The organism is Flavobacterium aurantiibacter (assembly GCF_002251775.1).
Lineage (GTDB): Bacteria > Bacteroidota > Bacteroidia > Flavobacteriales > Flavobacteriaceae > Flavobacterium > Flavobacterium aurantiibacter.
This window is the reverse complement of the sequence record NZ_NOXX01000211.1, coordinates 12,995-36,902: the sequence shown is the minus strand read 5'-3', so window position 1 is coordinate 36,902 and position 23,908 is coordinate 12,995. Positions and strand designations below refer to the sequence as shown.

At 41.1% G+C, this 23,908-nt stretch carries 28 protein-coding genes; 14 read left to right on the top strand and 14 right to left on the bottom strand.

All coding sequences use genetic code 11. From position 1 onward, the window contains the following. Positions 1–129 precede the first annotated feature (129 nt). Positions 130–546: an antitoxin Xre/MbcA/ParS toxin-binding domain-containing protein gene (locus tag CHX27_RS11665; protein WP_094486949.1), complete on the top strand. Its 417-nt coding sequence runs from the start codon at positions 130–132 to the stop codon at positions 544–546. Then, on the top strand, positions 546–1,013 hold the full coding sequence (locus tag CHX27_RS11660) for an RES family NAD+ phosphorylase (protein WP_094486948.1): 468 nt from the start codon (positions 546–548) through the stop codon (positions 1,011–1,013). The genes CHX27_RS11665 and CHX27_RS11660 overlap by 1 nt, the downstream gene beginning before the upstream one ends. A gap of 238 nt (positions 1,014–1,251) precedes the next feature. On the opposite strand, the gene CHX27_RS11655 is transcribed toward CHX27_RS11660, so the two are convergent. Genes CHX27_RS11655 through CHX27_RS11625 form a run of 7 tightly spaced genes read right to left on the bottom strand, consistent with a single transcriptional unit; the run spans position 1,252 to position 5,708 of the window. Beyond that, on the bottom strand, positions 1,252–2,052 hold the full coding sequence (locus CHX27_RS11655) for a TerC family protein (RefSeq protein WP_094486947.1): 801 nt from the start codon (positions 2,050–2,052) through the stop codon (positions 1,252–1,254). A gap of 17 nt (positions 2,053–2,069) precedes the next feature. After that, positions 2,070–2,450 carry a DNA topoisomerase IV gene (locus CHX27_RS11650; RefSeq protein ID WP_094486946.1) on the bottom strand — a complete coding sequence of 127 codons (381 nt, stop codon included), beginning with the start codon at positions 2,448–2,450 and terminating at the stop codon, positions 2,070–2,072. Then, positions 2,440–3,015 (bottom strand): DUF1572 family protein, encoded by a 576-nt coding sequence (locus tag CHX27_RS11645; RefSeq protein WP_094486945.1) that lies wholly within the window; start codon positions 3,013–3,015, stop codon positions 2,440–2,442. Before CHX27_RS11645 ends, CHX27_RS11650 begins: the two co-directional genes overlap by 11 nt. Continuing rightward, positions 3,015–3,230, bottom strand: a complete 216-nt coding sequence (locus CHX27_RS11640) for a DUF6095 family protein (RefSeq protein WP_094486944.1) — start codon at positions 3,228–3,230, stop codon at positions 3,015–3,017. Before CHX27_RS11640 ends, CHX27_RS11645 begins: the two co-directional genes overlap by 1 nt. Then, complete coding sequence (gene murQ, locus CHX27_RS11635) at positions 3,217–4,041, bottom strand: N-acetylmuramic acid 6-phosphate etherase (RefSeq protein ID WP_094486943.1); 825 nt, start codon at positions 4,039–4,041, stop codon at positions 3,217–3,219. Before murQ ends, CHX27_RS11640 begins: the two co-directional genes overlap by 14 nt. A gap of 30 nt (positions 4,042–4,071) precedes the next feature. After that, positions 4,072–5,112, bottom strand: coding sequence for an RluA family pseudouridine synthase (locus CHX27_RS11630; RefSeq protein WP_094486942.1), 1,041 nt, complete (start codon positions 5,110–5,112; stop codon positions 4,072–4,074). Beyond that, complete coding sequence (locus tag CHX27_RS11625) at positions 5,109–5,708, bottom strand: PASTA domain-containing protein (protein WP_094486941.1); 600 nt, start codon at positions 5,706–5,708, stop codon at positions 5,109–5,111. Before CHX27_RS11625 ends, CHX27_RS11630 begins: the two co-directional genes overlap by 4 nt. Positions 5,709–5,886: 178 nt before the next feature. Between CHX27_RS11625 and CHX27_RS11620 the strand changes: the two genes are divergently transcribed. After that, on the top strand, positions 5,887–6,858 hold the full coding sequence (locus CHX27_RS11620) for a D-alanine--D-alanine ligase (protein ID WP_094486940.1): 972 nt from the start codon (positions 5,887–5,889) through the stop codon (positions 6,856–6,858). A 13-nt stretch (positions 6,859–6,871) separates the two neighbouring features. Further along, positions 6,872–7,324: a pantetheine-phosphate adenylyltransferase gene (gene coaD, locus CHX27_RS11615; protein WP_094486939.1), complete on the top strand. Its 453-nt coding sequence runs from the start codon at positions 6,872–6,874 to the stop codon at positions 7,322–7,324. A gap of 377 nt (positions 7,325–7,701) precedes the next feature. On the opposite strand, the gene CHX27_RS11610 is transcribed toward coaD, so the two are convergent. Next, positions 7,702–8,289, bottom strand: a complete 588-nt coding sequence (locus tag CHX27_RS11610) for an NUDIX hydrolase (RefSeq protein WP_094486964.1) — start codon at positions 8,287–8,289, stop codon at positions 7,702–7,704. A gap of 7 nt (positions 8,290–8,296) precedes the next feature. Between CHX27_RS11610 and pyrE the strand changes: the two genes are divergently transcribed. Beyond that, on the top strand, positions 8,297–8,947 hold the full coding sequence (gene pyrE / locus CHX27_RS11605; RefSeq protein WP_094486938.1) for an orotate phosphoribosyltransferase: 651 nt from the start codon (positions 8,297–8,299) through the stop codon (positions 8,945–8,947). Positions 8,948–8,958: 11 nt separating this feature from the next. Then, complete coding sequence (locus CHX27_RS11600) at positions 8,959–9,351, top strand: orotate phosphoribosyltransferase (protein ID WP_094486937.1); 393 nt, start codon at positions 8,959–8,961, stop codon at positions 9,349–9,351. On the opposite strand, the gene CHX27_RS11595 is transcribed toward CHX27_RS11600, so the two are convergent. After that, positions 9,348–10,085 (bottom strand): biotin--[acetyl-CoA-carboxylase] ligase, encoded by a 738-nt coding sequence (locus CHX27_RS11595; RefSeq protein ID WP_094486936.1) that lies wholly within the window; start codon positions 10,083–10,085, stop codon positions 9,348–9,350. The genes CHX27_RS11600 and CHX27_RS11595 overlap by 4 nt on opposite strands. A gap of 80 nt (positions 10,086–10,165) precedes the next feature. Between CHX27_RS11595 and rsfS the strand changes: the two genes are divergently transcribed. From rsfS to CHX27_RS11560, 7 genes are all read left to right on the top strand, one after another. Then, entirely contained in the window at positions 10,166–10,537 is a 372-nt protein-coding gene (gene rsfS, locus CHX27_RS11590; protein WP_094486935.1) for a ribosome silencing factor, read from the top strand. A gap of 14 nt (positions 10,538–10,551) precedes the next feature. Beyond that, complete coding sequence (gene ftsH / locus CHX27_RS11585; protein ID WP_094486934.1) at positions 10,552–12,480, top strand: ATP-dependent zinc metalloprotease FtsH; 1,929 nt, start codon at positions 10,552–10,554, stop codon at positions 12,478–12,480. Between the two features lie 102 nt (positions 12,481–12,582). Beyond that, the gene (locus CHX27_RS11580; RefSeq protein WP_094486933.1) at positions 12,583–13,179 is read left to right on the top strand and encodes a lactate utilization protein B/C; all 597 of its coding nucleotides are present in this window, start codon (positions 12,583–12,585) and stop codon (positions 13,177–13,179) included. Between the two features lies 1 nt (position 13,180). Beyond that, positions 13,181–14,041, top strand: a complete 861-nt coding sequence (locus CHX27_RS11575) for a phosphatidate cytidylyltransferase (RefSeq protein ID WP_094486932.1) — start codon at positions 13,181–13,183, stop codon at positions 14,039–14,041. Beyond that, positions 14,038–14,697: a phosphatidylserine decarboxylase family protein gene (locus tag CHX27_RS11570; protein WP_094486931.1), complete on the top strand. Its 660-nt coding sequence runs from the start codon at positions 14,038–14,040 to the stop codon at positions 14,695–14,697. The genes CHX27_RS11575 and CHX27_RS11570 overlap by 4 nt, the downstream gene beginning before the upstream one ends. Next, a complete protein-coding gene (locus tag CHX27_RS11565; RefSeq protein WP_094486930.1) occupies positions 14,697–14,972 on the top strand; it encodes an acyl-CoA-binding protein in 276 nt (91 codons plus the stop codon). The genes CHX27_RS11570 and CHX27_RS11565 overlap by 1 nt, the downstream gene beginning before the upstream one ends. Next, positions 14,969–15,727, top strand: a complete 759-nt coding sequence (locus CHX27_RS11560; protein ID WP_094486929.1) for a superoxide dismutase — start codon at positions 14,969–14,971, stop codon at positions 15,725–15,727. Before CHX27_RS11565 ends, CHX27_RS11560 begins: the two co-directional genes overlap by 4 nt. A gap of 84 nt (positions 15,728–15,811) precedes the next feature. Here CHX27_RS11560 and CHX27_RS11555 read toward each other — a convergent pair whose 3' ends face one another. Next, a complete protein-coding gene (locus CHX27_RS11555; RefSeq protein ID WP_094486928.1) occupies positions 15,812–18,439 on the bottom strand; it encodes a valine--tRNA ligase in 2,628 nt (875 codons plus the stop codon). A 247-nt stretch (positions 18,440–18,686) separates the two neighbouring features. On the opposite strand from CHX27_RS11555, the gene CHX27_RS11550 reads away from it, so the two are divergent. Continuing rightward, positions 18,687–19,124 (top strand): DUF1573 domain-containing protein, encoded by a 438-nt coding sequence (locus CHX27_RS11550; RefSeq protein ID WP_094486927.1) that lies wholly within the window; start codon positions 18,687–18,689, stop codon positions 19,122–19,124. 32 nt (positions 19,125–19,156) lie between these two features. Here the strand turns inward: CHX27_RS11550 and CHX27_RS11545 are convergent, their stop codons facing one another. The 4 genes from CHX27_RS11545 to CHX27_RS11530 form a co-directional block, all read right to left on the bottom strand. Next, positions 19,157–19,927 (bottom strand): OmpA family protein, encoded by a 771-nt coding sequence (locus CHX27_RS11545; protein WP_094486926.1) that lies wholly within the window; start codon positions 19,925–19,927, stop codon positions 19,157–19,159. After that, positions 19,927–20,832 (bottom strand): OmpA family protein, encoded by a 906-nt coding sequence (locus CHX27_RS11540; RefSeq protein WP_243388994.1) that lies wholly within the window; start codon positions 20,830–20,832, stop codon positions 19,927–19,929. Before CHX27_RS11540 ends, CHX27_RS11545 begins: the two co-directional genes overlap by 1 nt. 326 nt (positions 20,833–21,158) lie before the next feature. Next, positions 21,159–22,622, bottom strand: a complete 1,464-nt coding sequence (locus CHX27_RS11535; protein WP_094486925.1) for an oligosaccharide flippase family protein — start codon at positions 22,620–22,622, stop codon at positions 21,159–21,161. After that, on the bottom strand, positions 22,610–23,908 hold the full coding sequence (locus CHX27_RS11530; protein WP_094486924.1) for a glycosyltransferase family 4 protein: 1,299 nt from the start codon (positions 23,906–23,908) through the stop codon (positions 22,610–22,612). Before CHX27_RS11530 ends, CHX27_RS11535 begins: the two co-directional genes overlap by 13 nt.

Sequence of the window (23,908 nt, the reverse complement as noted above, 5' to 3'; positions counted from 1 at the left end):
AAAAAGTTTAAGAAAACACCACTTTTATATTTGGATAATGTTAAGATGTAATGAAAGAGTTAAGAAGATGTGGGGAAAAAAAATTGAGGTAAAAAGTACTAATCCAAAAAATAAATTGTACTTTTGGGTATGGAAGAACGTTTGGAAGATAGTGGTTTAGAAGTACATGAACCGGCAGCCGTTTACAATTATATGCAAACACGCCTGCCCGATTTTAATTTCATGGAACGTTTATACAATTTAGTTAGCTTAACTGAGGATACGCTGGCTTATTGGTTGAGCATTACGCCAAAAACCATTCGAACCTACCGGAAAAACCGAGATCTAAAATTAAAAGCCAACACCAAAGAACAAATCGTTATGTTACTCTTGCTTTACAAACACGGCGAAGAACTTTTTGGAGATGTAAAAACCTTCGAATCGTGGTTGGCTGCACCTAACATTAGCTTGGGTGGAGTGGCGCCGCAGCAGTTCTTGAACACTGTTAATGGCATTCGCCTTATCGATAACAAACTCACAGCGCTTGCCTTTGGCGAAAATGCGTAATGATTACGGTTTACAACATTCGTTTAGAGAAGTACGCGGGCACTTTAGAGGCTTCGGGTCGTGCCAACAGATGGAACCGACAAGATGAATTTGTTTTATACGGCGCTTCGCATATTTCGTTAGCCGCATTAGAACTACTGGCGGGAACATCGTTGAAGCCGCTAGCAGGAAAATACGTTGTTTTAGAAATTGCCATAGATGTAACCGATTTTGCGCGAGTAGATCCTAGAAAACTACCTGAAAATTGGCGTCATGTAGATGCTTACGCCGATTTACAAAAACTCGGGAGTCGGTGGTATCAATCCAAAATAGATTTGGTTTTACAAGTACCTTCGGCCGTTGTACCTTACGAATACAACTATTTAGTTGATACAAAACATCCGGATTTTGCCATGCGTTGTCGAATACTGCGCCAATTGCCTTTTGATTTCGATAACCGATTTGTAGCGAAGAACGAGAATAAGTAACGTAACTGGAAACGTATTTCGGGATTGCTCGTTTTAGGGTGAACGATTGTTGCATTAGGTATTGCAGCGGTTACAAGGGACTGCAAAAACCGGTGGCAGCCCGAAAAGCGAGCGGCGACTAAAAGAAGCCGATTGCTTGACAGGCTGCCACGGTTTTTGAAGTTGCTTGTTTGAGCGGAAAGACCGACGGCGCTTTGCGTATTTCCACCTAACGTCTGGCGCCGGAATGCCCAAATAACTATTCTTCGTCTTTGCTAACCGATTTTTTACTGCGGTTCATCTTCATGTTTAGCACTTCAACGAGCAGTGAAAATGCGATGGCGAAATACAGGTATCCTTTAGGAATAGGTGTTACGTGACTTCCGAAAAACTCGGCATTGGCCAAGTGAGCCGCTTCGGTAACGAGCATGAAACCGATGAGCACCAAAAACGACAAGGCCAAAATTTGGATCGAGGGATGTTTGTTGACGAAAGTTCCGACGGGAACTGCGAACTGCATCATAACCAAAACTGAGATAATAACAGCGGTTATCATGATATACAATGCTCCTTCGACACCGTTTGTCATTCCCACAGCGGTTAGAATAGAGTCGAACGAGAACACTATATCGATCATGATGATTTGAAAAATAACGTTGCCGAACGACTTTGCTGCCGACTTTTTCAACTCTTTTTCCTCCTCGCCCTTTTCATCTACTTTTTCGCGAATTTCGTTGGTTGATTTATACAGCAAAAAGAGTCCGCCGAGCAATAAAATGATGCTTTGGCCAGTGATACTCATGCTGATGTGTTCGGTATTGATTATGAACCACGGCTCTTTCATGGCAATGAGAAAGCTGATTCCGAACAACAAGGTGATACGCATAAACATGGCGAGAAACATACCAATTTTCGTAGCTTTTTTACGCTGTTCGGCAGGTAACTTTCCGGTGGTTATGGAAATGAAAATGATGTTATCGATACCGAGGACGATTTCGAGAAACGTTAGTGTTAACAGGGCAATCCATGCGGCCGGATTCGAAAGTAATTCTAGAATCATTAAAGCAAAATTTAGTTTTAGTTATCAAGTAAAATAGCGGTTCCGATACTCTTGTTTTGGCTACCTACGAGACCGAATTCAAAGGTATAGGAATTTTTGGTAGTTGAAAGAATACGAATGACTACGCCTTTTTGTTCTTGGCGATTTTTCGGATTCTTCTTTTGCAGGATGTACTCGCAATCGTTCACCCAACGCACCGACGAGGTATCGGTTTTTCCTTTGTAGGTCTCGATTTCGATACTGTCTTTACGCACAAAAACGGTGGTTTGTTTTTTTCCGTTCTCTTCGTAGGTAAATGAAAATTTACCGTTTTTGAAGTCGGCACAATTGCGTTCGGCGTTGTAACAGCTACTGAACAGGCAAAGAATAAGAAGGAGTACAATACAATTAGTTTTCATTCTTTTTGTGTTTTTCTATTTCGGAATCGGTGAAATGTTTGATGGCTTTTTCGCGTTCAAACTTCTCGTCGTTGTATGATTTACTTGCGTTTTTAGCGATGGAAAGCGTTTGCCAAGAATCGGAGACGAGCATTTTTGCCAAAAAAACGATTTGCCCGATGTGATACGGATAATGTGCAAGTTGTCTCAGCAAAGCTTCTTCGACGGTATGTCCTTCGTTTCTGATGTACACAATGCGTTGCATGTCGGCGCTTGACAGTGCGTTTAACGAATTGAAAAACACATCCCAGCCTTGGTTCCACGCTTCCCAGAGTTCGGAAGGCGAGGTAATTTGCGATTCAAATTCGGCATCGCGGTTGCGCCACGGTTTTTCGCCGTCGGACTCGAGAAAATCAGTAAACCGTGATTTCATATTTCCCGACAAATGCTGTACAATGATGGCAATGCTGTTTGATTCGGGTGTGGGTACACTGAAAAGAGCTGTTTCGGGAATTTGGTTCATTGCTTTCTCTGCCAGCGTTTTGTAATAGAGAAATTGCTTTTTAAGGGTATCGAGTGTTTGCATCAGTCTAGACTTTTAACGATGGTCATAACCCCTTTAAAAATAAGAAACATTCCAACAACACAAATGATGCAACCCACAGCTAAAATAACGGGAAACAGTGGTTGTTGTTGATTTTTAAACGAAAAGTGAATAACTGTTGGACCGACGAACAGGCACGGAAGCGACCACAAGAGTTTCCCGACTCCTTTGTACAGAATTTCTTTATTTACTGCCATTTTCTTTGGTATAATCAACAGCTTTGCGCACGCTGCCTTTGGTTAGGAGTAAGTCTTTTGCTTCGTTGTAAGAAATACCGGTTTCTTCGACGATCATTTTGGTGCCGCGATCAACGAGTTTGTCGTTACTCAATTGCATATCGACCATTTTATTTCCGCGAACACGTCCGAGTTGAATCATGCTGGTGGTCGACAACATATTGAGTACTAACTTTTGTGCAGTCCCGGCTTTCATGCGCGAGCTGCCGGTAACTACTTCTGGTCCGACAACCACCTCGATCGGAAATTGGGCTGCACGTGCTAACGGACTTCCCGCATTACAAGTGATGCAAGCCGTAATTAATGCGTTTTCGGCGGCTGTTTTCAAGCCTGCAATCACATAAGGTGTGGTTCCCGATGCGGCAATTCCTACCACCACATCGCCCGATTTAGCGCCTTCTCGTTGTAAATCGATCCAAGCCTGAGTCGTATTGTCTTCTGCGTTTTCTACCGCACGGCGAATGGCTTGATCTCCGCCCGCAATGATGCCGTTTACTAAATCGAACGGAACACCGAACGTGGGCGGACATTCGCTGGCATCAACAATACCTAATCGCCCGGAAGTTCCGGCACCGATGTAAAACAAACGACCACCGTTTTTCAAGCTTGTAACGATTTGTTCGACCACTTTTTCAATTTGTGGAAGAGCTTTGGCAACGGCGGCTGGAACCGACTGATCTTCTGCATTAATAATCTGCAAAAGTTCGGCAACCGACTTTTTTTCGAGGTCGGAGTATTTGGAGGATCGCTCGGTTACTTTATCGAAATCCATAACGATAGTTGTTTGAGTCGGAGTTGTTTTCTAATCTTCTACTTCAATGTGATTTTTGGCATATCCGCGCCACTTTTCGATACACAAACGCATATCTTCGGGTAACTCGGTGTCGAAACGCATCATTTCGCCGGTAGTTGGGTGCACAAAACCGAGGGTTTTCGCGTGTAATGCTTGTCGGGGCAAGATTTTAAAACAATTGTCGACAAACTGCTTGTATTTTGTAAAGGTCGTTCCTTTTAAAATCAGATTTCCGCCGTAGCGCTCATCGTTAAACAGCGTATGTCCCAGATGTTTCATGTGTACTCGAATTTGGTGTGTCCGACCGGTTTCGAGTGTACACGATACTAAAGTCACGTATGTTAAACGTTCAATTACTTTATAATGCGTAATGGCTGGTTTTCCGATTTCGGGATCGGCGTACACCGACATTTGCATGCGATCGCGCGGATGACGCGCAATATTACCAACTATGGTGCCTTCATCTTCCTTGACGATTCCCCAAACCAAAGCGATGTATTCGCGCTCGCTGGTTTTTGCTTCGAACTGCTTGGCCAAATGTGTCATTGCTGTTTCGGTTTTGGCGATAACTAGAAGTCCGCTGGTATCTTTATCGATTCTGTGCACGAGTCCAGGACGCTCGCTGCTGTTGAGCGGCAAATTTTGAAAATGAAAAGCCAAGGCATTTACTAGAGTTCCGGTATAGTTGCCGTGTCCGGGATGAACTACCAAGCCCGCTGGTTTGTTAATAAGTAAAAGCGCATCGTCTTCGTAAACGATATCGAGCGGAATATCTTCTGGATCAATGCGGTTTTCAAATGGCGGATGTGGTAATAAAATACGAACCACATCAAATGGTTTCACGCGATAGTTCGATTTTACTGGAATATCGTTTACGTAAATGTCGCCGTTATCGGCTGCTTTTTGAATTTTATTTCGGGTCGTATTGGCTACGACTTGCATCAGAAATTTATCGATGCGCAATAATTCTTGTCCTTTGGGAACTTCAAATCTGAAATGTTCGAATAAACTATCTTCTTCTTCAATTTCAGCTATTTCGTCTGTACTCATGGTAAGCTATCTATTGGTTCCTGAGTATCTTCTTCGTCTTCAAAACCACCGCTTCCATCGCCAAGCACAAGATCAATTTTACTTCCTTTAAGAATTTTCTCGCCAGCTTTCACGGTTTTTCCATTGCATTTCACTTCCAGAACCATGTCTTTTCCGATGTACGGTTTGTAAGTGAGTGAACCTAAAGTAAGTCCGGCTGATTGAAGTGTACTTTCGGCGTTACGCAGCGTTTTCTCTACCAATTCGGGCATACGAATGGTGCTGTAACCTCCAGAATTGATTTTCAAATAGATTTTACGATCTGATTTAACCTTCTCACCCGGCGCGGGATCTTGTTGAACAACCGAAAATTTGGGAAATTCCGGATTGAAGTCGACTGTGTCGAGAACTACGTAATCTAAATCCGCATCGTCTAAAACTTCTTCGGCTTGTTCGGTACTCATTTTTGCTAAGTTGGGTACAGCAATTTCTTCGCCGTGATTGGTGGAGAAATCCAGGTATTGCAGCAAGAGAAATCCGACAGCAATGGTGATTATAAATGCCAGAAAAAGCTGACCAAAAAACGTTTTTGAAGTTAAATATTCCCGAAGGGTCATGCGCCAAATTTTAGTTGCAAAGATACAGAATGAACAACTGAAACGGATGTGAAAAAAATGATATTTTTGTTTACGCGTTTGGAAGAAAAAATAGAGCGTTTAATACGTATTTTCCGAATCGTAGCGCAGCGTTTTTGTTGTGTTTTTTTTAAGCGTATTAATCTTCAATTACAGACGAATGAAAAACATCGCCGTTATAATGGGCGGATATTCAAGCGAATACCAAATCTCAATAAAGAGTGGCAACGTAGTTTACGAAACCTTAGATCGACAGAAATACCGGCCATATCGGATAGTGATTACTGCCGAACGTTGGTTTCATCTTACTGATGACCATAGAGAGATTGCTGTAAATCGCGGTGATTTTAGTGTGGAAATAGACGGGGAAACGATTTTTTTCGACGCTGTTTTTAACGCCATTCACGGAAGTCCGGGTGAAGATGGGTTGTTGCAAGCGTATTTTGAGTTGTTGGGCATTCCGCAGAATTCCTGCAATTATTATCAGGCCGCACTCACGTTCAACAAGCGTGATTTATTAGCCGTTTTGCGTCCGTACGGAATTAAAATGGCAAAATCGTTTTATGTAAACAAAGGCGATGTCGTTGATTTTGAAGCGATTGTTGACACGGTTGGTTTACCTTGTTTTGTAAAACCGAATAAATCGGGAAGTAGTTTTGGAATCTCGAAAGTTAAGGACAAAGCGGCTTTGCCTGAGGCGCTTGAGGTTGCTTTCGCAGAAGATCACGAAGTTTTAATCGAATCGTTTTTAGATGGAACGGAAGTTTCGATTGGCGTTTTACGAATTGATGGCGAGGTAAAAGCTTTGCCAATTACTGAAATTGTCTCGGAAAACGACTTTTTTGATTACGAAGCTAAGTATGAAGGTAAGTCGCAAGAAATTACACCGGCACGTATTTCCGAGGAATTGGCCGAAAAAGTGCGAGCTGCCGCTATAAAAGCCTATACGATTTTAGGCATGAAAGGATTTTCAAGAAGCGAGTTTATTTTGGTAAACGACGAGCCGTATATGCTGGAAATGAACACCATTCCCGGTCTAACGAAAGAGAGTTTGATCCCGCAACAGGCGGCAGTAGCTGGCATTTCGTTACAAGATTTATTTACAAACAGCATTGAAGACTCGATGCGTTAACTGATTCACAGCCATGAGAAAAGCTATTTTTCCGGGATCTTTTGATCCGATAACGCTCGGACATTACGATATCATAAAACGGAGTTTGCCTTTGTTTGACGAAATAATTGTTGCCATTGGTGTAAATGCCGAGAAAAAGTACATGTTTTCGTTAGAACAACGACTCGATTTTATTCAAAAAGCGTTTACAGACGAACCGAAAGTGCGCGTAATTACATACGAAGGTTTAACGGTATCGCTTTGCAAGAAAGAAAAAGCGGGTTTTATTTTGCGTGGACTCCGCAATCCGGCTGATTTTGAATTTGAAAAAGCAATTGCACACACGAATCGGAAGTTATCGAAAATTGAGACCGTTTTTTTATTGACTGCTGCAAATACTTCGTACATCAGTTCGAGTATTGTGCGAGATGTTATTCGAAATGGCGGCGATTATACGGTCTTGGTTCCGGATTCGGTTCGGGTGTAATTAACGTTACGTGGGAACGATTGCCCGCAGCAGGGATTGCAGCGAAAAGCCTTTTTAGGCCGCCGCGGTTCCGCGGGCTACTAACCTGAGTTCGATTAAAAATCTTTGTCAGATCGCTTAAAATCAACAAATTGTAAAATCAAACAGCAATCTAAATGAACAGCTGCCACGCTAAACAGATAAACGGCTGCCTACTTCGTTGGATTTTTTTGCGATACTACAGTATCCCAACAAAAATCCGCCTTGTATTCAACCATTTATCTGTTTTCTGACCACAATTTTTATATCGAACTCAGTTTAAAAAGCTTGTAGCGTAAAGCCCGGTGCCGACCGTTATGACTTTTGTTTTACCACGATTTTTGAGGGAGGCAGCTGCCCTACTCTTCAAAAAGTAATTTAATGTTTTCGAAGGAATTTTTTAAGGCTTCGGCGCAGGCTTGGGCATCTAACCAGGCTACTTTTTCGATGCCTTCTTCGGCTTGCGGAATAAGTTGCTGAACACTCGAACTTCTCATTTCGTACCACTGCGTAACTTTGAGTTTATAGCGTCCGTTTCGTTTAAAAATGTGATAGGTTTTTTGAAGTTTATCGGTGATGATGAGGTTATCGATTCCTGTTTCTTCTTGTACTTCGCGAACAGCGGCAAGTTCGTTGGTTTCGCCCTTTTCGAGTCCGCCTTTAGGTAAATCCCATTTGCCGTTTCGGAAGATGAAGAGCACTTCATTTTTCTTATTATAAACCAAACCACCAGCAGCTTTGTGTACAGGCAGTTTTGATTTGAGAGTTTTAAGCATTTCTTTTTCGTCGGGATGATAAAGAAAGGCTTTATCGACTTTACCTTGAAATAGTTTTACGATAAGATTTTTAATATCAACGCTTTCCAGCAAAAACAGGTCGAAATCTGTTTCTTTTTGGGTTTGGTTTGTCAAAAAAAGAGGTTTATCGTTGACAAAAACTTTATACATTTGTGCTATGGTTTTTAACAAAGAAACAGCCGCCAAGACAGCCGAGCTTTTGCTGCAAATTAATGCAATTAAATTGAATCCGGGAAATCCGTTTTTGTGGTCGTCCGGATGGAAATCGCCTATTTATTGCGACAATCGGGTGACTTTATCTTTTCCTCCTATTCGCAATTATTTAAAAGAGGAATTTGCAAAAAATATTGAAAAGCAATTTGGCAAACCCGATGTAATTGCAGGCGTTGCCACTGGAGCTATTGGTATTGGATTACTTGTTGCTGAAGCACTTGCCTTGCCTTTTGTTTATGTGCGTCCGGAGCCGAAAAAGCACGGCAGACAGAATCAGATTGAAGGATTTTTGCAGAAAGGACAACATGTGGTTGTTATTGAAGACTTGATTAGTACTGGAAATAGCAGCTTAATGGCTGTTGAAGCTTTACGCGAAGCAGGAGCTCAAGTAAAGGGAATGGCTGCGATTTTCGATTACGGTTTTGATGTTGCGAAGTCGAATTTTAAAAAATCGAATGTTGATTTATTTACCTTAAGTAATTACGAGCATTTACTGCCCTTAGCGGTTGCCAAACGATATATAACTGAAACCGAAGAACAAACTTTAGTCGAATGGCGCGTTAATCCTGCCGGCTGGGGAATGGAAGTGGAATAAAAAATATCTTTATGAAATTAGAAAGCCCTAGAACCGAAGTTGGAAAATCAGCTCAATATTTATTTGATTCGTTAACCGACATTCAGAATTTTGAGAAACTGATGCCTGAAAGTATTGCCAAATTTGAAGTTACCGACGCCGATAGCTTTATTTTTGGATTGAAAGGCATGCCTGAAATAAAATTGCGTTTGAAGGAAAAAACAGCTCCAAATCATATTGTTTTAGGTGCTGCGAGCGACAAATTGCCTTTTACTTTACGTGCAGCCATCGAAGACTTAGGTGTTGATAAAGCAGGAATTCAACTGTTTTTTGAAGGCGAATTCAATGCTATGATGGCAATGATGGTTAAAGGACCGATTCAGAAGTTTATCGACACATTGTCGGAAAACATGTCGAAACTTTAGTACATCATTTTCACTTCTTTGATACCGTACTCCCGAATTTCGTCGTTTTCGTGCTGAAGTACTAATTTACCTTCGGGAGAAACCCCTAGTATTAGTGCGTTAAAAAGAAGATTGTTTACTTGATAAACGGCCGGTTTCTGGTATTTCATCAAAACACTGAGATATTTCGTTCGAATTATGGCTAGTGATTCTGCGCTGCTGTTTTCGAATAGTTCGATTATTTGATCGCGGATTTCAAGCATCAATATCGTATCGTCTTCAATGTCAACACCATTTAGCAGCAAAGAAGTGGCAGAAGGCAGTTCGTTGAAATTGCTTTGTTTGACGTTTATTCCGATTCCCACGATAAAAGTCGGATTTCCTTGATTGTCGTTTAGCTGTTCGATTAAAATGCCACCGAGTTTCCTGCCGCCTGCCATAATGTCGTTCGGCCATTTTATTTCACTTGCTAGTCCGAATTTGTTTAAGCTTTGCTGAATGGCAACAGACACGAGCATTTGAAATTCAAAATCGTGTTTAAATTTTTCGACAGGCTTTCGCACCAACAAACTAAATGTTAACGACTTACCAGCTTCGGCCAGCCAAGTTGCGCCCATTTGCCCACGTCCGGCGGTTTGTTCTAAGGCGTGAACCAGCGTAAAGTTGGCAACAAAAGTTTGTTTGGTTTGTTGTTTTAAAAAGCTGTTGGTCGAATCTATGGCATTTAGTTTGATAACTGTTAGCTTGTTGCTCATGAACGTCGTTTAATCTTGTGTTAACGACCGAAAGTAACAACAAAAATTGGTAAATTTGCGCACTTACATTTAAAGAATAGATGGCGAAAAAAACTACGGGTAACGACGAATTACTAGCAGAGATTATTAAAGGAATCGAAGAGGTTAAAGGAAACGATATTGATATTTTGGATTTGCGCGCAATAGACAACTCAGCCTGCGACTACTTTGTAATTTGTAATGGAAACTCAAACACACAGGTAAACGCCATTGTAAACTCCGTACAAAAAACGGTATCTCGTGCTTTGAAAGACAAGCCTTGGCATGTTGAAGGATCAGAGAATGCCGAATGGGTGTTAATGGATTACGTGAGCATAGTAGTTCATGTTTTTCAGAAGCACATACGCGAGTATTACAACATTGAAAGTTTATGGGGGGACGCCAAGATTACCTCTATTCCCTCTAATTATTAAAGAAAAAAAGGCTTATGTCTAAGGAAAATAATTCGCAGCCGCGAAAAATTAAGTTTAACCCTATGTGGCTCTATGCCGCATTAGTTGGATTTTTGGTCTTCCTCTACGTGACTGGAAGCACTAATATCAAGGATCCGTCTAAAATTAGTACATCTACTTTCCGCCAATACCTCGAAATGGGCTTAATTGATCGTGTAGTAGTTTATAACACGACTGAAGCAGAAGTTTATTTAAACGCTGCAGCATTAAAACAACCCGCTTTTAAAGATGTAGCGAAAGGAGTTTTCGGTGCACCTAATGGTCCGCATTTTTATCTGGACGATATCGGTGACGGCGAGACGTTTCAAAAAAATCTTGAAAATGCCGTTGCCGCTAAAAAATTAAAGGATTACAATTTTGAGAAACGGAGTGATTGGGGAGAAATTCTTTCCTTCCTATTCCCAATTATTATAATCGTAATCTTTTGGTTGTATATCATGCGCCGCATGTCGGCTGGTGGTGCTGGTGGACCGGGCGGACAAATTTTCAACATTGGAAAATCAAAAGCGCGTTTGTTCGACGAAAAAAGCGACATAAAAATTACATTTAAAGACGTTGCCGGTTTAGAAGGAGCGAAAGAAGAAATTCAAGAAATTGTTGAATTCTTAAAAAACCCGGAACGCTATACGAATTTAGGAGGAAAGATTCCGAAAGGCGCCTTATTAGTTGGACCTCCAGGAACTGGTAAAACCTTACTCGCGAAAGCTGTAGCCGGCGAAGCTCGTGTGCCTTTTTTCTCGCTTTCTGGTTCAGATTTTGTGGAAATGTTTGTTGGCGTAGGTGCATCACGCGTTCGAGACTTGTTCAAACAAGCTAAGGAAAAGTCGCCCGCAATCATCTTCATTGATGAAATCGACGCTGTAGGTCGTGCTCGAGGAAAAAATTCGTTCAGTGGCGGAAACGACGAGCGAGAAAATACGCTGAATCAGCTTCTTACAGAAATGGATGGTTTTGGAACCAACAGTAACGTTATCGTTCTCGCAGCTACGAACCGCTCCGACGTTTTGGATAAGGCTTTGATGCGCGCTGGACGATTCGATCGTCAAATTTTCGTTGATTTACCTGATATCCGTGAAAGAAAAGAGATTTTCGAAGTGCATTTGAAGCCTTTGAAAAAAGTAGAAGATTTGGATACTGATTTTCTTGCAAAACAAACTCCTGGTTTCTCAGGTGCTGATATTGCCAATGTTTGTAATGAAGCAGCGCTAATTGCCGCTCGTAAAAATAAACCAGCAGTGGACAAACAAGATTTTCTGGATGCTGTTGACCGTATTGTGGGTGGTTTGGAGAAGAAAAATAAAATTATTACTAAAGAAGAAAAACGTGCTATTGCCATTCACGAGGCCGGACATGCAACAGTGAGTTGGATGCTTGAGCACGCTGCGCCGTTAGTGAAAGTAACGATAGTACCTCGCGGTCAAAGCTTGGGAGCAGCTTGGTACTTACCGGAAGAACGACAAATTGTCAGACCCGACCAAATGCTCGACGAAATGTGTGCTACGATGGGCGGAAGAGCTGCCGAAAAAGTAACATTTGATACGATCTCGACCGGAGCTTTGAGCGATTTAGAAAAAGTGACTCGCCAAGCGCGTGCAATGGTAACGATATTCGGTTTGAACGATAAAATTGGAAATGTTACTTATTACGACAGTTCTGGGCAAGCCGAATACAGCTTCTCGAAACCATATTCGGAAGATACTGCACGCGTAATCGACAAAGAAATTAGCGATTTGATTGAGTCGCAATACCAACGTGCCATTGCTATTTTGGAAGAGAATAAGGAAAAACTTTTTCAATTGGCCGACATTTTAATTGAACGCGAAGTGATCTTTAAAGACGATTTAGAAGCGATTTTTGGTCAGCGCCAATGGCAAACTGCCGAAGAAGCTGATAAACAGCTGTAAGAATACACCTTCCTAATTTTATAAAAACTTGTTTCAATCAGTAGTTGAAACAAGTTTTTTTTATCTTTGGACGCAACGAACTTTTGCGAGCAGTAAAGCCAAATGAGTATTTTTAAAAAGTTTTTTAATTCCAGCACCGACAACTCCGGAGAAACTCCAGGAGACGACCTAACCAATCTGCACGCCGGACTGACAACCGACGAGCTTTTCACATTGAAATTCCGCAAAAACGGAGGCAAGTTTCTGTATTGTGAAAATATGGCTGAAGTTAAAACGCATTTTGAAGATATTTTGGAAGAAAACGATTGGTTTGAACAAGAAGCCATGTGTTTTGAACCCAAGCTGTTTTCGCTTTTGGATGAGAATAAAATTCCACACGAAAAAACTGCAAATCCCAAATTTTTATTGGCTAGCTGCGAAAATTTAATTGCCGAAGAAGGATCGGTATTGTTATCTTCCAACCAAATTAAACATCACAAACCACAGGAACTTCCTGCAAATTTTGTCATTTTTGCGACTACTTCGCAACTGGTTCAAACAAAATCAGACAGCTTGCGTACTATCAAGCAGCGCTACGACAAAAACTACCCGAGCAACATCATGGCTTTTACGTATTTTGAAAAATCAAAAGAAGAAGATTTTCTTCACTACGGAAGCGTTGCTAAAAACTTGTATTTGCTTCTTTTAGAGGACGCTTAGTATGAACGAAACGTTGCAGCGGGCGCTATCTGGAGCGGTGTACATCTTGCTCCTACTCTCGGCTGTATTGTATTCTACCGAAAGTTTCTTCGTATTATTTTACTTTTTTTTACTGATAGCGGTTTTCGAATTTTCAAAGCTCGTTCGCATCCATTCACTGGTTCCAACACTTTTGGCGAGTTTAATTTACGGCAGCTCTGCTTACATGCTTGTTTACAAGGTAAATATCCAGTACGTTGATATTGTTGTGCTCGGAATCACGCTTTTTGTTTCCTTGATTAGTATGATTTTTCTATTCGATAACAAGCACACCGAGCTGCGTCGTGTAAGTAAATACATTTTTTTAATTGGCTATATTATTTTGCCTTTTATAAGTATCATGAATATTACTGCTTTAGGTGAAGAAGATCCCAATTCGGTGTATTTGCTAAAAACGTACAAGCCAAAAATATTAATCAGTGTTTTTATTTTGATTTGGACAAACGATACGTTTGCATACATCGTTGGAAAATCGATTGGGCGCAATAAACTTTTTGAACGAATTTCACCCAAAAAAACAATAGAAGGTTTTCTCGGTGGACTTCTCTTCTCTTTACTTGCTGCTTTTTTGATTTCGAAATTTTACATGCAACCAAAACCCATTCACTTCCAAAAGTCTTTGATTATTTGGGGTATAACAGCGGTTTTAATCAGTGTTTTCGGCACAATAGGCGACTTAATAGAATCGAAATTCAAACGAATTGCTGGTGTTAAAGACAGCGGAAACATCATGCCCGGACACGGCGGTATACTCGATCGGCTCGATAGTATTATATTTGTCGCACCATTTATATTTTTACTGTACAAAATTCTCCCAAAATGATCGTATCATTCCACAAAGAAGGCGCAAAAATTATCTTAATCTCCTGCATGATTGTTGTGGCGGGGATACTAGTAACTGAAGCCATTTTTCCGAATATTTATCTGAGAAAAGGCATCCAGAGCTTTCTTTTGATTTTTCTGATATTGATTCTTCAGTTTTTTCGAAACCCGAACCGAAGCTTAATTCCTACCTTAGATACCATTACTGCACCAGTAGATGGAAAAGTTGTGGTTATTGAAGAAGTATACGAACCTGAAATTTTTAAATCGAATCGATTACAAGTATCGATTTTCATGTCGCCCATAAACGTACACGTGACGCGTTATCCGATAGGCGGAAAAATCACGCACAGTATTTACCATCCTGGAAAGTACTTGGTTGCTTGGCATCCGAAAGCAAGTACAGAAAACGAGCGAACAACTGTAGTTATTGAAAATGAAGTGCTGGGAGAAATCATGTACCGACAAATTGCCGGTGCTTTAGCTAAACGTATTGTGAACTACGCCAAAGAAGGTCAGATGGTGCTTCAAGGATCGGATGCTGGATTTATAAAATTTGGAAGTCGCGTTGATTTATTTTTGCCTCCAGGCACTCCCGTTCAGGTTAAAATCGGAGATGTGGTAAAAGGAAATAGAACTGTAATTTTCAAAAAATAATGTCGGACTTATCTTTAGAAGAACGATTTCAACAGGCTTTTCAGAAAGCTTCGGAGATGCGTCAGGCCGATTTGCCTCCAGACGTTCAATTGCGTTTATATTCGTTTTATAAACAAGCTACTTTTGGAAATATAGACCGAAGTATGCAAACGGATTACGATTTGCGAAATGCTTTTAAAACGAACGCTTGGATGCAGATAAGATCTATGAGTGTTGAAGATGCCATGAAAAATTATATTCAAGTTGTTGAAGATATTCTAAAAAGCGAATTATGAAGTCTTTTACACGAGCAGTTATTCTAGCAGTTATCCTCAGTTCTTGTAACGAGAAAAAGCTCATTGAAGTAGAAGTTCCACTACCTGAAAAAGAAGTAAAAGCTGCCTTATCTAGCCCAGATGATGTAAGAGCAGAGCCCGGAACTTTTGAGTTGGCGAAATTACCCTACGCTTATAATGCGTTAAGCCCATCGATAGACGCAAGTACGATGGAAAATCATTATTCAAAGCATTATTTAACGTACACGAATAACCTCAACAAAGCCATTAAAGGAACTGAAATGGAGCAGCTTACTATAGAAGAGATTCTGAAGAAAGCGAGCTCGGCAGATGAAAATCTGCGCAACAATGCGGGAGGATATTACAACCACAGCTTATTTTGGGAAATCATGGGACCTAAAGGTGGCGGACAACCGAAAGATACGCTTGCCTTAGCGATTTCGAGAGATTTTGGTTCGTTTGAGAATTTTAAAAACGAATTTAGCAATCAAGCAACGGCTATTTTTGGTTCGGGTTGGACGTGGTTGAGCGTTGATAAAGCGGGAAAACTACAGATATCTACGACACCAAATCAGGATAATCCGTTGATGCCGGGCGTTTCGGTTAGCGGAACACCTATTCTGGCATTAGACGTCTGGGAACATGCCTACTATTTGCAATATCAGTACCGTCGAAGAAATTACATCAATGCGTTTTTTGAAGTCATCAATTGGCAGAAAGTAAACGAAAAATACGAGGAGGCGATAAAGAAGTAAATCCTATTTCCACAGTCAAAATGAAATAAAAAATGCCGTGACAATTCGTTTATCACGGCATTTTTATTTAAAAGAGATTAGCTTCTAGCTTAAGCGTTCTTCCAAAACAGCAATCTTCGCTAAAGCATCGGCTTGTTTTTGACGTTCTATAGCAATAACTTTTTCGGGTGCGCTGTTAACAAAACGTTCGTTTGAAAGTTTAGCTTCAACCGATTTTAAAAAGCCTTTATAATATTCGAGCTCTTCTTGCAGTTTAGCACGTTCGGCTTCTAAATCGATTTTTTCACCTAAAATTACGTAGTATTCGTTGGTTTTATATCGGAAAGAAGCTGCATTTTCCGGCTTTTCTGAAACGTATTCCAAGGAAGAAATGTTTAGCAATTTCGCGATTATAGAATCGGTTTTATCGCTAATCTTTTCCTTGTTGATGATCTGTACTTGAATCGCGTCTTTAAAAGGAAGATTTCGGTCTTTACGGATACTGCGAAGTCCGCTAACAATTTCAAAAGAAATGTCGAATTGCTGGAGTAAGTCGTTGTTTTCGCCAGTAATCTTTGGCCAACTATTTACAATCAACGCTTCTTCTTTAGTACGTGGTTTTATCGCGTGCCATATTTCTTCAGTTAAGAACGGCATAAACGGATTGAGCAAGCGTAGATTGTCTTCCAATAAATCGATGATTGCCTGCAAGGTCTGACTGTCAATGGGTTGTTGATAGCCCGGTTTTACTATTTCGAGCAACCACGAACAGAAATCGTCCCAAATGAGTTTATAAGTGCTCATCATGGCATCGGAAATGCGGTATTTACTGAAGTGATCGTCGATTTCGACTACGGCTTGCGACAATTTAGCACGATACCAGTCGATTGCAATTTTACTAGCAGCCGGTTGTTGAATATCGTCTGAAACTTCCCAACCTTTAATTAATCGGAATGCATTCCAAATTTTGTGCGCAAATGCTTTTCCTTGGGCGCAATAGGCTTCATCAAACAAAATATCGTTACCGTCGGATCCGGCTAAGAGCATACCCACGCGTACGCCGTCGGCACCGAACTTCTCGATAAGTTCTAGCGGTTCCGGCGAGTTTCCGAGTGATTTCGACATTTTTCTGCGTTGCGTATCGCGAACAATACCTGTGAGATAAACTCCGGTAAAGGGTTTTTCTCCAACGAATTCGTAACCGGCAATAATCATACGGGCTACCCAGAAAAACAAAATCTCAGGCGCTGTCACCAAATCTTGAGTCGGATAGTAGTATTTAAACTCTTCGTTATTCGGATTCATTATTCCTCCAAAAACCGAAATAGGCCACAACCAAGACGAAAACCAAGTGTCGAGTGCATCTGGATCTTGTCGTAAGTCTGTTTGCTTCAAATTGTTGTTTCCGGTAGCTATTCGCGCGAGTTGCAAGGCTTCGTCCCAGTTTTCGGCAACTACAAAATCTTGCTTGCCGTCGCCATAAAAATAGGCTGGTATTTGTTGTCCCCACCACAATTGTCGTGAAATATTCCAGTCGCGAACATTCTCTAACCAATGGCGGTAGGTATTTTCGAATTTCTTTGGATACAAATTAATTTCATCCGATTCTAAAACTGCTTTCAATGCTGGCTTAGCTAGATCTTCCATTTTCAAAAACCACTGGTCGGAAAGACGTGGCTCGATTACGGCTTTGGTTCGTTCAGAAGTTCCCACTTTATTTTGGTGGTTTTCTACTTTTAGCAACAAACCTTTTTCTTGCAGTTCTTTTTCGATGGCTTTTCTAACGTCAAAACGATCTTTGCCGGCATAATGCAAGCCAAAGCTGTTTAAAGTAGCATCTTCATTAAAAATATCGATGACTTCCAAATTGTATTTATCCCCGATGTTCTTGTCGTTGATGTCGTGCGCTGGCGTAACTTTCAAACAACCTGTACCGAATTCAATATCAATATAATCGTCGGAAATAATAGGCACTTCGCGGTTAGCAATCGGAACAATAACGGTCTTTCCAATAAACTTTGCGTAGCGCTCGTCGTTTGGATTCACGCAAACCGCCGTATCTCCAAAAATGGTTTCCGGACGCGTAGTTGCTACGGTTAAAAAGTCGTCGCTGTCCGTAAATTTATATTTTAGGTAAAACAACTTCGATTGTTGCTCTTCGTAAATCACTTCTTCATCGGAAAGTGTCGTTTTAGCTTCCGGATCCCAGTTTACCATGCGATAGCCGCGATAAATCAGACCTTTTCGATACAAATCCACAAAGCATTTGATTACGGAAGCCGACATATCGGGATCCATCGTGAATTTCGTACGATTCCAATCGCAGGATGCACCTAACTTTTTAAGTTGTTCGAGAATCACTCCGCCATACTTGTGCGTCCAATCCCAAGCGTGTTCAAGGAATTCCTCACGCGTTAGGTCGTTTTTATTGATGCCTTCGGCTTTCAGTTTAGCGACAACCTTTGCTTCGGTAGCAATCGATGCGTGATCGGTTCCGGGCACCCAACAAGCGTTAAAACCCTTCAAACGTGCACGTCGGATGAGTACGTCTTGGATTGTATTATTTAGCATATGTCCCATGTGCAACACGCCAGTCACGTTTGGTGGTGGAATCACGATGGTATAGGCTTTTCGGTGATCGGGCACAGAGTTGAAATAACCGTTTTCCATCCAATACTGGTACCATTTTTCTTCGATTGAAGCGGCGTCGAACTGAGTTGCTAATGCAGACATAAACTAAATTTGTTTTCGCGAAATAAACTTTACTAACGCAAGTCTTAATGAACGAACAAGCTATGAGTCGGTTACAGAGACATATTGGGCTTGAACACAATCAAAACAAGGCAATTTTTTCTTAAATCAGATTTTGTGGTCTGATTTTTGGAAGTGGCAAAAGTACGATTTTAAGAATAAAATTTTAACTCTTAATCGATACAAATAGCGGAAGAACTTTTACATTTACGACACAAAAAAATAAAAGATGAAGCACTTTACCTCAACTCTACTCGTACTGCTTTTTGCTGTAGCAGGTATGGCGCAAAAAGGGCCGATAATTGAATTTGAAGCCAAAGACAATACAATTGATTACGGCGAAGTTTCGAAAGAAACCGATAACGGTATTCGAACGTTTGTATTTACTAATACCGGTGATCAACCATTGATTATTACGAATGTGAAGTCGACCTGCGGTTGCACCGTTCCGACGAAGCCTACCGACCCAATTTTACCGGGAAAGTCGGATAAAATTCAAGTGAAGTATAACATGAATCCCGGGCCGATTCGCAAAACAATTACGGTAGAATCGAATGCAGTAAATTACGAAGGAGGTATCATTGCCCTGAAAATAAAAGGAGAGGTTATTCCGCCAAAGCCTCAGCAAAGTGTACTGGAAAAAAAGAAGAGTATGTTGGAAAAATAAAAACTAAAGCCGCTTTTTGAGCGGCTTTTTTGTTAGATCTTGACAATTCTTATTTCTACACGGCGATTTTCTTCTTCCTCCAGTTCCGATTTTTCGGGTATTTTATGAATGGGCCTACTTATGCCGTAGCCTTTGTAGGTGAGTCGTTTTCGATTGATTCCTTTTTGAATCAGGTAATTGAAAACGGCACGAGCTCTTGCTGTCGAAATGTCGCTTACATCACGTTCTCTCTGACAGCAAATATGACCTTGGATTTCGATGTGTAAATTCGGATTTTCTTCTAAAATGCACAGCAATTCTTCCAACGTAGGAACCGATTTTGGTAACATTTTTGCGCTGTTGTTGAAGAAATTCATACCCGGAAGCTTGATAATATCGCCGACTTTTGCGTTGCGTGTTGACTTTCGAAATTCTGATAATTCCGACTTTACAGCGACTTTTTCGGGAATTTTATAAACGATACTTACCTTGCGGTTGGCACTTTGTTCCGGCAATTGTTCAAAACGCTCGCCGTAGGATTTTATCGTAGTTTTATCAGGAACGTTGAATTTAAGTTCGCGCAGGGCGTTTTGTACTGCTCGAATGCGTTTCATGGCTAGCGTATCGTTATAAGCATCGCTGCCCACATGATCGCAATAACCTCTGAGCTCGACAATTAGCGCGTCTTTGTACGATTGCGTAAACAACTCTAATGTTTGTTTTGCCTGCATGTTAATATCGTATTTATTGAAATCGAAATAAATGTCGACTTCCTGTGCTATGCAGCTTCCGCAGAATAAAAGCAAGTAATACAGTAGTTTCATTAGTTTGCTATGATTTCAAATTCGACTCTACGATTTGCGGCACGTTCTTCTTCGTTTTTTTCTGGAATGGGATAGATGGGTTTTGTGACACCGAGGCCTTTGTAAGACAAACGCGATTTGTCTATGCCATTCATTTGCAAAAAATTAGATATTGCTTTGGCACGCTGTGTGGAAAGGTCGCGCGAATCGTTGGGCATGCAACAAATATGTCCCTGAATTTGAATTTTCAAACTGGGTTTGGATTGCATCACGGTTAGCAATTCATACAATGCCCCATATGATCGCGGCTCGATCATAAAGGTATTAATTTTAAATTCTAGATTTTTTAGTTTCAGCTTCTCTCCTACTCGTGCTTCGTAGATGCTTTTCATAGCTATTGTATCGAGCGAAAACTCGCTAACTGAACCGTCGATATTTTTAAAACGAAGTACTTCAGGGAATTTAGGTGCCGAAGTGGGAACAACCGGAGCAATAAGTTCTGATGATTTTGGTTTTAGACCTAAAATTTCTTCTTCCCGAGGGATGTCGGCTTCTTTAAGATATAGAATAGAAACCTTTCGATTGAGAGCATTTTCGCCCAGACCTTGTGCAAATTTTTCGCCGAAATTGTTGGTTCTGAAATCGGTTCGTGTAAGAATTCGATTATTTAGAATATCGACTACGGTTTGCACTCGTGCTTTAGCTAGTTTGTTGTTGGCTTGTGCCGAACCTACTTCGTCGGTAAAGCCACTGATCGAGACAATTTTAACTGTGGTATTTTTTTGGATAAACTGTTCGAGGCGATTTTGTTCGACGGGTTCGAAAGTAGCTTTTCCTGTTTTGAAATAAAAGTCGATGCGTTCTTGCGCTTTCGCAGAAGAAAAAACGAGTAGTAAAAAAGTGATATATGAGGCGAACTGTTTCAAAACTATTTGTTGAAATTTACTATCAAAGGTAGTTAAATTGCTGAGGATAGTTTCGGTTTTAGCCAAGAAGCTTGCTGGATCATCTCGACAAGCAAAAACACGAGCGTTTCATTTAATCTGTATTTCTATAACGTGGATTCTGTTGATTATTGCGTTGATTTTTCGGTAAAAACCGAACGTTTTTCAAAGACGTTACTTCGCAATAGGGATGGAAGCGATATCCTTTTAGTGGAGCGAAGCGGAACTAAAAGATACAGCGGACAGCCCGGGCGCGGCGGTTTGCTCGTTATTGACAAAGCACTTTTGCCGCGTATTGCCCAAAAAAATCACTTTTTAAATTTGTGGAGAAATCCGTTAAAGGCCGCCGAAATTTCAGGAGATACGTTCCAGCGAAGTACTACAAAAACGTAGAAAACCGTGATCATTGCCGACTTACAGCAAATGTTTATAACTGGATGGAATTTGAAATCCCAACCGAAAAACAGTGCAAAAGTTACTCCGATAATTGCAAAGCTTTTGATTGTGGCTGTGGAGAACGGCGACATCTGTAACTTACGCACAACAAAAAGTAACTTTACCGTATTGTAGATAGCTACACTGAGTAAGGTTGCAAGTGCAGCACCGGTTATGCCATAAATGGGGATGAGCCAAAGGTTAAAAAAGATCATAAGTACAACTACCCCCATTCCGAAAGCTAAAGCCCATTTATAATGTTTCGTGTTTACCAAAATGGCGTTATTATTTCCTAAAATCACGTCGTAGAATTTTGCTAATCCGACTAAGATCACCGACCAATATCCGGTTTCGTATCCTGCTGGGATAATTAAATATAATTGATTGATATTTAGAAATATACCTAACAAAACCAATCCGCCAATGATTTGTAAAGTGAGTGCACTCTTTTTGTACAGGCTGCGAAGCTCGTCCCATTTTTCAGCACCGATTAATTGCGCCGTAAGCGGATACGTGATATGATTCATGGCGCGCGCCGGAACTGCAATAACGGTGGAAATAAAACCTGCAACGCCATAAATAGCAACTGCTTCTGGCGAGCTAAAACGTGGAATCATGAGTTTATCGAGATCTATAAGCAGCGTGGCGATGCTTCCTGAAACGATAATAAATGCCGAAAACTGTAAAATCTCGTTTCGGTTGTGTGGAAATCCGATTCGGAAGCGCAACGGCCGCATCGACACGGCATAAACAAACATGCACACGGTTTGTAGAACGTACGCTATAACTAATCCGTAGAGAAACTGTTCGGTGGAAAGCCAATTATAATGCACGCCGATTAAAAGAAGCATGGCCAGCAAGCGCACTAAAACTTCACTGAGGAAATTCCCGAGGTTTGAACGCAAATGAACTTTTGCATAGGCATAAAAAATCTCGAAATAGGCCATGGCGAGTCCGACGACGGGAATCATCCAGAGGTATTTAGAAACATCCATGTTCGGACTCAAAAAATGCGTAACAAAAGCTTCGCTGAAAAAGCCGTAAAGCACTGCCACAATCGAACTGATAAGCAAGGGCAACAGGACTACAAAACTCAGCAATTGGTCTTTTTCCTTTTCAGAAGTACAGCGACTAAAAAAGCGAATCAAACTCGAATGCACGCCAAATGCCATAAAAGGCATTAAAATGTTTGCTGCCGACAATAAATACTGCGTGTAACCGTAATACTCTTGATCTAGAAAATTGGTGTAGAGAAACAACGCATTTACAGCGCCAATAGCAAAACCGAAATAGGTAATGACAAAATTCCCGGACGACTGTTTAATTACGATTCCCATAACGTATCGAGCAAAGCTGCGAGTTTTTTAGTAAGCGATTTTCTGCTAAATTGCTCAATATCTTTTGTTTCTACAAATAACTTACCAGCTTGAAAGTCGGAAAAAAGGGATTGTATGTATTCTTTAAGTGCTTGTTTGTTCGAATAATTAAAAAATCGGCCGGCGGAGGCGTCATCAAGTATCGAGCGAAAATCGGCGCCTTCGGGTCCGATGGCTAAAATCGGACGCTGTGCGGCTAAATATTCGAAAAGCTTACCAGGAATAATAACTTTACTTTCAGGACGGTCGATTTCGATAAGGAGCAATACTTGCGAGGCGCGTTGCTGTTTAACTGCTTCGAGATGTGGCAGATAGCCCAGTAGCGTTACGTAGTCGGCGAGCTTATTTTTCTTGATGCTTTCGACAACAATTGGCGATACCGCGCCGATGATTTTTAGCTCGAATGCTTTTTCAAAAGCTGCGTTTTCTTGAATAAGCTCGGCTAAGACTTGCCAAAGAATTTCTGGATTTCGATCGGCTAAGAACGAACCGATGTGTGCCATACTAAACTTTTCATCTAACGGAATTCGCTGTATTTCATACGAATCAAAACCATTGGTTATAAACGAGATAGGTGTTTTTGTAACAGCTTGAAACTCTGTTTTTGTTCCCGAACTCGTTACCAACAAATGGTCGGCGGTATCGAGCACGTACTTTTCTAGTTTTTTGTGTTTGTTAGCTGCCCAAGAGGTGAGTAATAAATCTTTGTGATAACCAATGGTAGTCCACGGATCGCGAAAATCGGCCATCCACGTTACATTGGGTTTACGCTCTTTTAGTTTTGCTCCGATCAGATGTAACGAATGCGGCGGTCCGGTTGTAATTACTAGCTTAATATGTTCTTCTTGAATAAATTGTTCGAGAAATTCTACCGAGGGTTTTACCCACAAAACACGTGCATCGGGAATGAATAAGTTTCCGCGAATCCACAATAAAATCTTGTCTTTCAGCGATTGCTTTTTGGGGATAAGGCCGCTACTTATTTTTCGGGTACGCTTTAAAGAAAACCAAGCTGCAAATTTGTACGGCTCGGAAATTGCCTTCTTAACGACGCGAATATCGTGCGGAACTTCATCCAACAAGCCGGAGTCGATAATCGGATATGTAGGATTATCGGGCACGTACAATATAGGTTCGTAACCAAATTCGCGTAAGTAAGTCGCAAACTTTAACCAACGCTGAACGCCAGGCCCTCCCGCAGGCGGCCAGTAATAAGCAACGATTAGTACTTTTCGCTGCGCGCTCAT

Excerpts from the sequence above, each read along its gene's own strand:
- CHX27_RS11650 (WP_094486946.1), bottom strand. The coding sequence starts at position 2,450 with ATGAAAACTAATTGTATTGTACTCCTTCTTATTCTTTGCCTGTTCAGT.
- murQ (WP_094486943.1), bottom strand. The coding sequence starts at position 4,041 with ATGGATTTCGATAAAGTAACCGAGCGATCCTCCAAATACTCCGACCTC.
- CHX27_RS11535 (WP_094486925.1), bottom strand. The coding sequence starts at position 22,622 with ATGGGAATCGTAATTAAACAGTCGTCCGGGAATTTTGTCATTACCTAT.
- CHX27_RS11610 (WP_094486964.1), bottom strand. The coding sequence starts at position 8,289 with ATGTATAAAGTTTTTGTCAACGATAAACCTCTTTTTTTGACAAACCAA.
- CHX27_RS11600 (WP_094486937.1), top strand. The coding sequence starts at position 8,959 with ATGAAATTAGAAAGCCCTAGAACCGAAGTTGGAAAATCAGCTCAATAT.
- CHX27_RS11555 (WP_094486928.1), bottom strand. The coding sequence starts at position 18,439 with ATGTCTGCATTAGCAACTCAGTTCGACGCCGCTTCAATCGAAGAAAAA.
- CHX27_RS11645 (WP_094486945.1), bottom strand. The coding sequence starts at position 3,015 with ATGCAAACACTCGATACCCTTAAAAAGCAATTTCTCTATTACAAAACG.
- CHX27_RS11530 (WP_094486924.1), bottom strand. The coding sequence starts at position 23,908 with ATGAGCGCGCAGCGAAAAGTACTAATCGTTGCTTATTACTGGCCGCCT.
- rsfS (WP_094486935.1), top strand. The coding sequence starts at position 10,166 with ATGGCGAAAAAAACTACGGGTAACGACGAATTACTAGCAGAGATTATT.
- CHX27_RS11620 (WP_094486940.1), top strand. The coding sequence starts at position 5,887 with ATGAAAAACATCGCCGTTATAATGGGCGGATATTCAAGCGAATACCAA.
- CHX27_RS11560 (WP_094486929.1), top strand. The coding sequence starts at position 14,969 with ATGAAGTCTTTTACACGAGCAGTTATTCTAGCAGTTATCCTCAGTTCT.
- coaD (WP_094486939.1), top strand. The coding sequence starts at position 6,872 with ATGAGAAAAGCTATTTTTCCGGGATCTTTTGATCCGATAACGCTCGGA.
- CHX27_RS11545 (WP_094486926.1), bottom strand. The coding sequence starts at position 19,927 with ATGAAACTACTGTATTACTTGCTTTTATTCTGCGGAAGCTGCATAGCA.
- CHX27_RS11625 (WP_094486941.1), bottom strand. The coding sequence starts at position 5,708 with ATGACCCTTCGGGAATATTTAACTTCAAAAACGTTTTTTGGTCAGCTT.
- CHX27_RS11655 (WP_094486947.1), bottom strand. The coding sequence starts at position 2,052 with ATGATTCTAGAATTACTTTCGAATCCGGCCGCATGGATTGCCCTGTTA.
- pyrE (WP_094486938.1), top strand. The coding sequence starts at position 8,297 with ATGGTTTTTAACAAAGAAACAGCCGCCAAGACAGCCGAGCTTTTGCTG.
- CHX27_RS11570 (WP_094486931.1), top strand. The coding sequence starts at position 14,038 with ATGATCGTATCATTCCACAAAGAAGGCGCAAAAATTATCTTAATCTCC.
- CHX27_RS11660 (WP_094486948.1), top strand. The coding sequence starts at position 546 with ATGATTACGGTTTACAACATTCGTTTAGAGAAGTACGCGGGCACTTTA.
- CHX27_RS11630 (WP_094486942.1), bottom strand. The coding sequence starts at position 5,112 with ATGAGTACAGACGAAATAGCTGAAATTGAAGAAGAAGATAGTTTATTC.
- ftsH (WP_094486934.1), top strand. The coding sequence starts at position 10,552 with ATGTCTAAGGAAAATAATTCGCAGCCGCGAAAAATTAAGTTTAACCCT.
- CHX27_RS11665 (WP_094486949.1), top strand. The coding sequence starts at position 130 with ATGGAAGAACGTTTGGAAGATAGTGGTTTAGAAGTACATGAACCGGCA.
- CHX27_RS11550 (WP_094486927.1), top strand. The coding sequence starts at position 18,687 with ATGAAGCACTTTACCTCAACTCTACTCGTACTGCTTTTTGCTGTAGCA.
- CHX27_RS11640 (WP_094486944.1), bottom strand. The coding sequence starts at position 3,230 with ATGGCAGTAAATAAAGAAATTCTGTACAAAGGAGTCGGGAAACTCTTG.
- CHX27_RS11595 (WP_094486936.1), bottom strand. The coding sequence starts at position 10,085 with ATGAGCAACAAGCTAACAGTTATCAAACTAAATGCCATAGATTCGACC.
- CHX27_RS11565 (WP_094486930.1), top strand. The coding sequence starts at position 14,697 with ATGTCGGACTTATCTTTAGAAGAACGATTTCAACAGGCTTTTCAGAAA.
- CHX27_RS11575 (WP_094486932.1), top strand. The coding sequence starts at position 13,181 with ATGAACGAAACGTTGCAGCGGGCGCTATCTGGAGCGGTGTACATCTTG.
- CHX27_RS11580 (WP_094486933.1), top strand. The coding sequence starts at position 12,583 with ATGAGTATTTTTAAAAAGTTTTTTAATTCCAGCACCGACAACTCCGGA.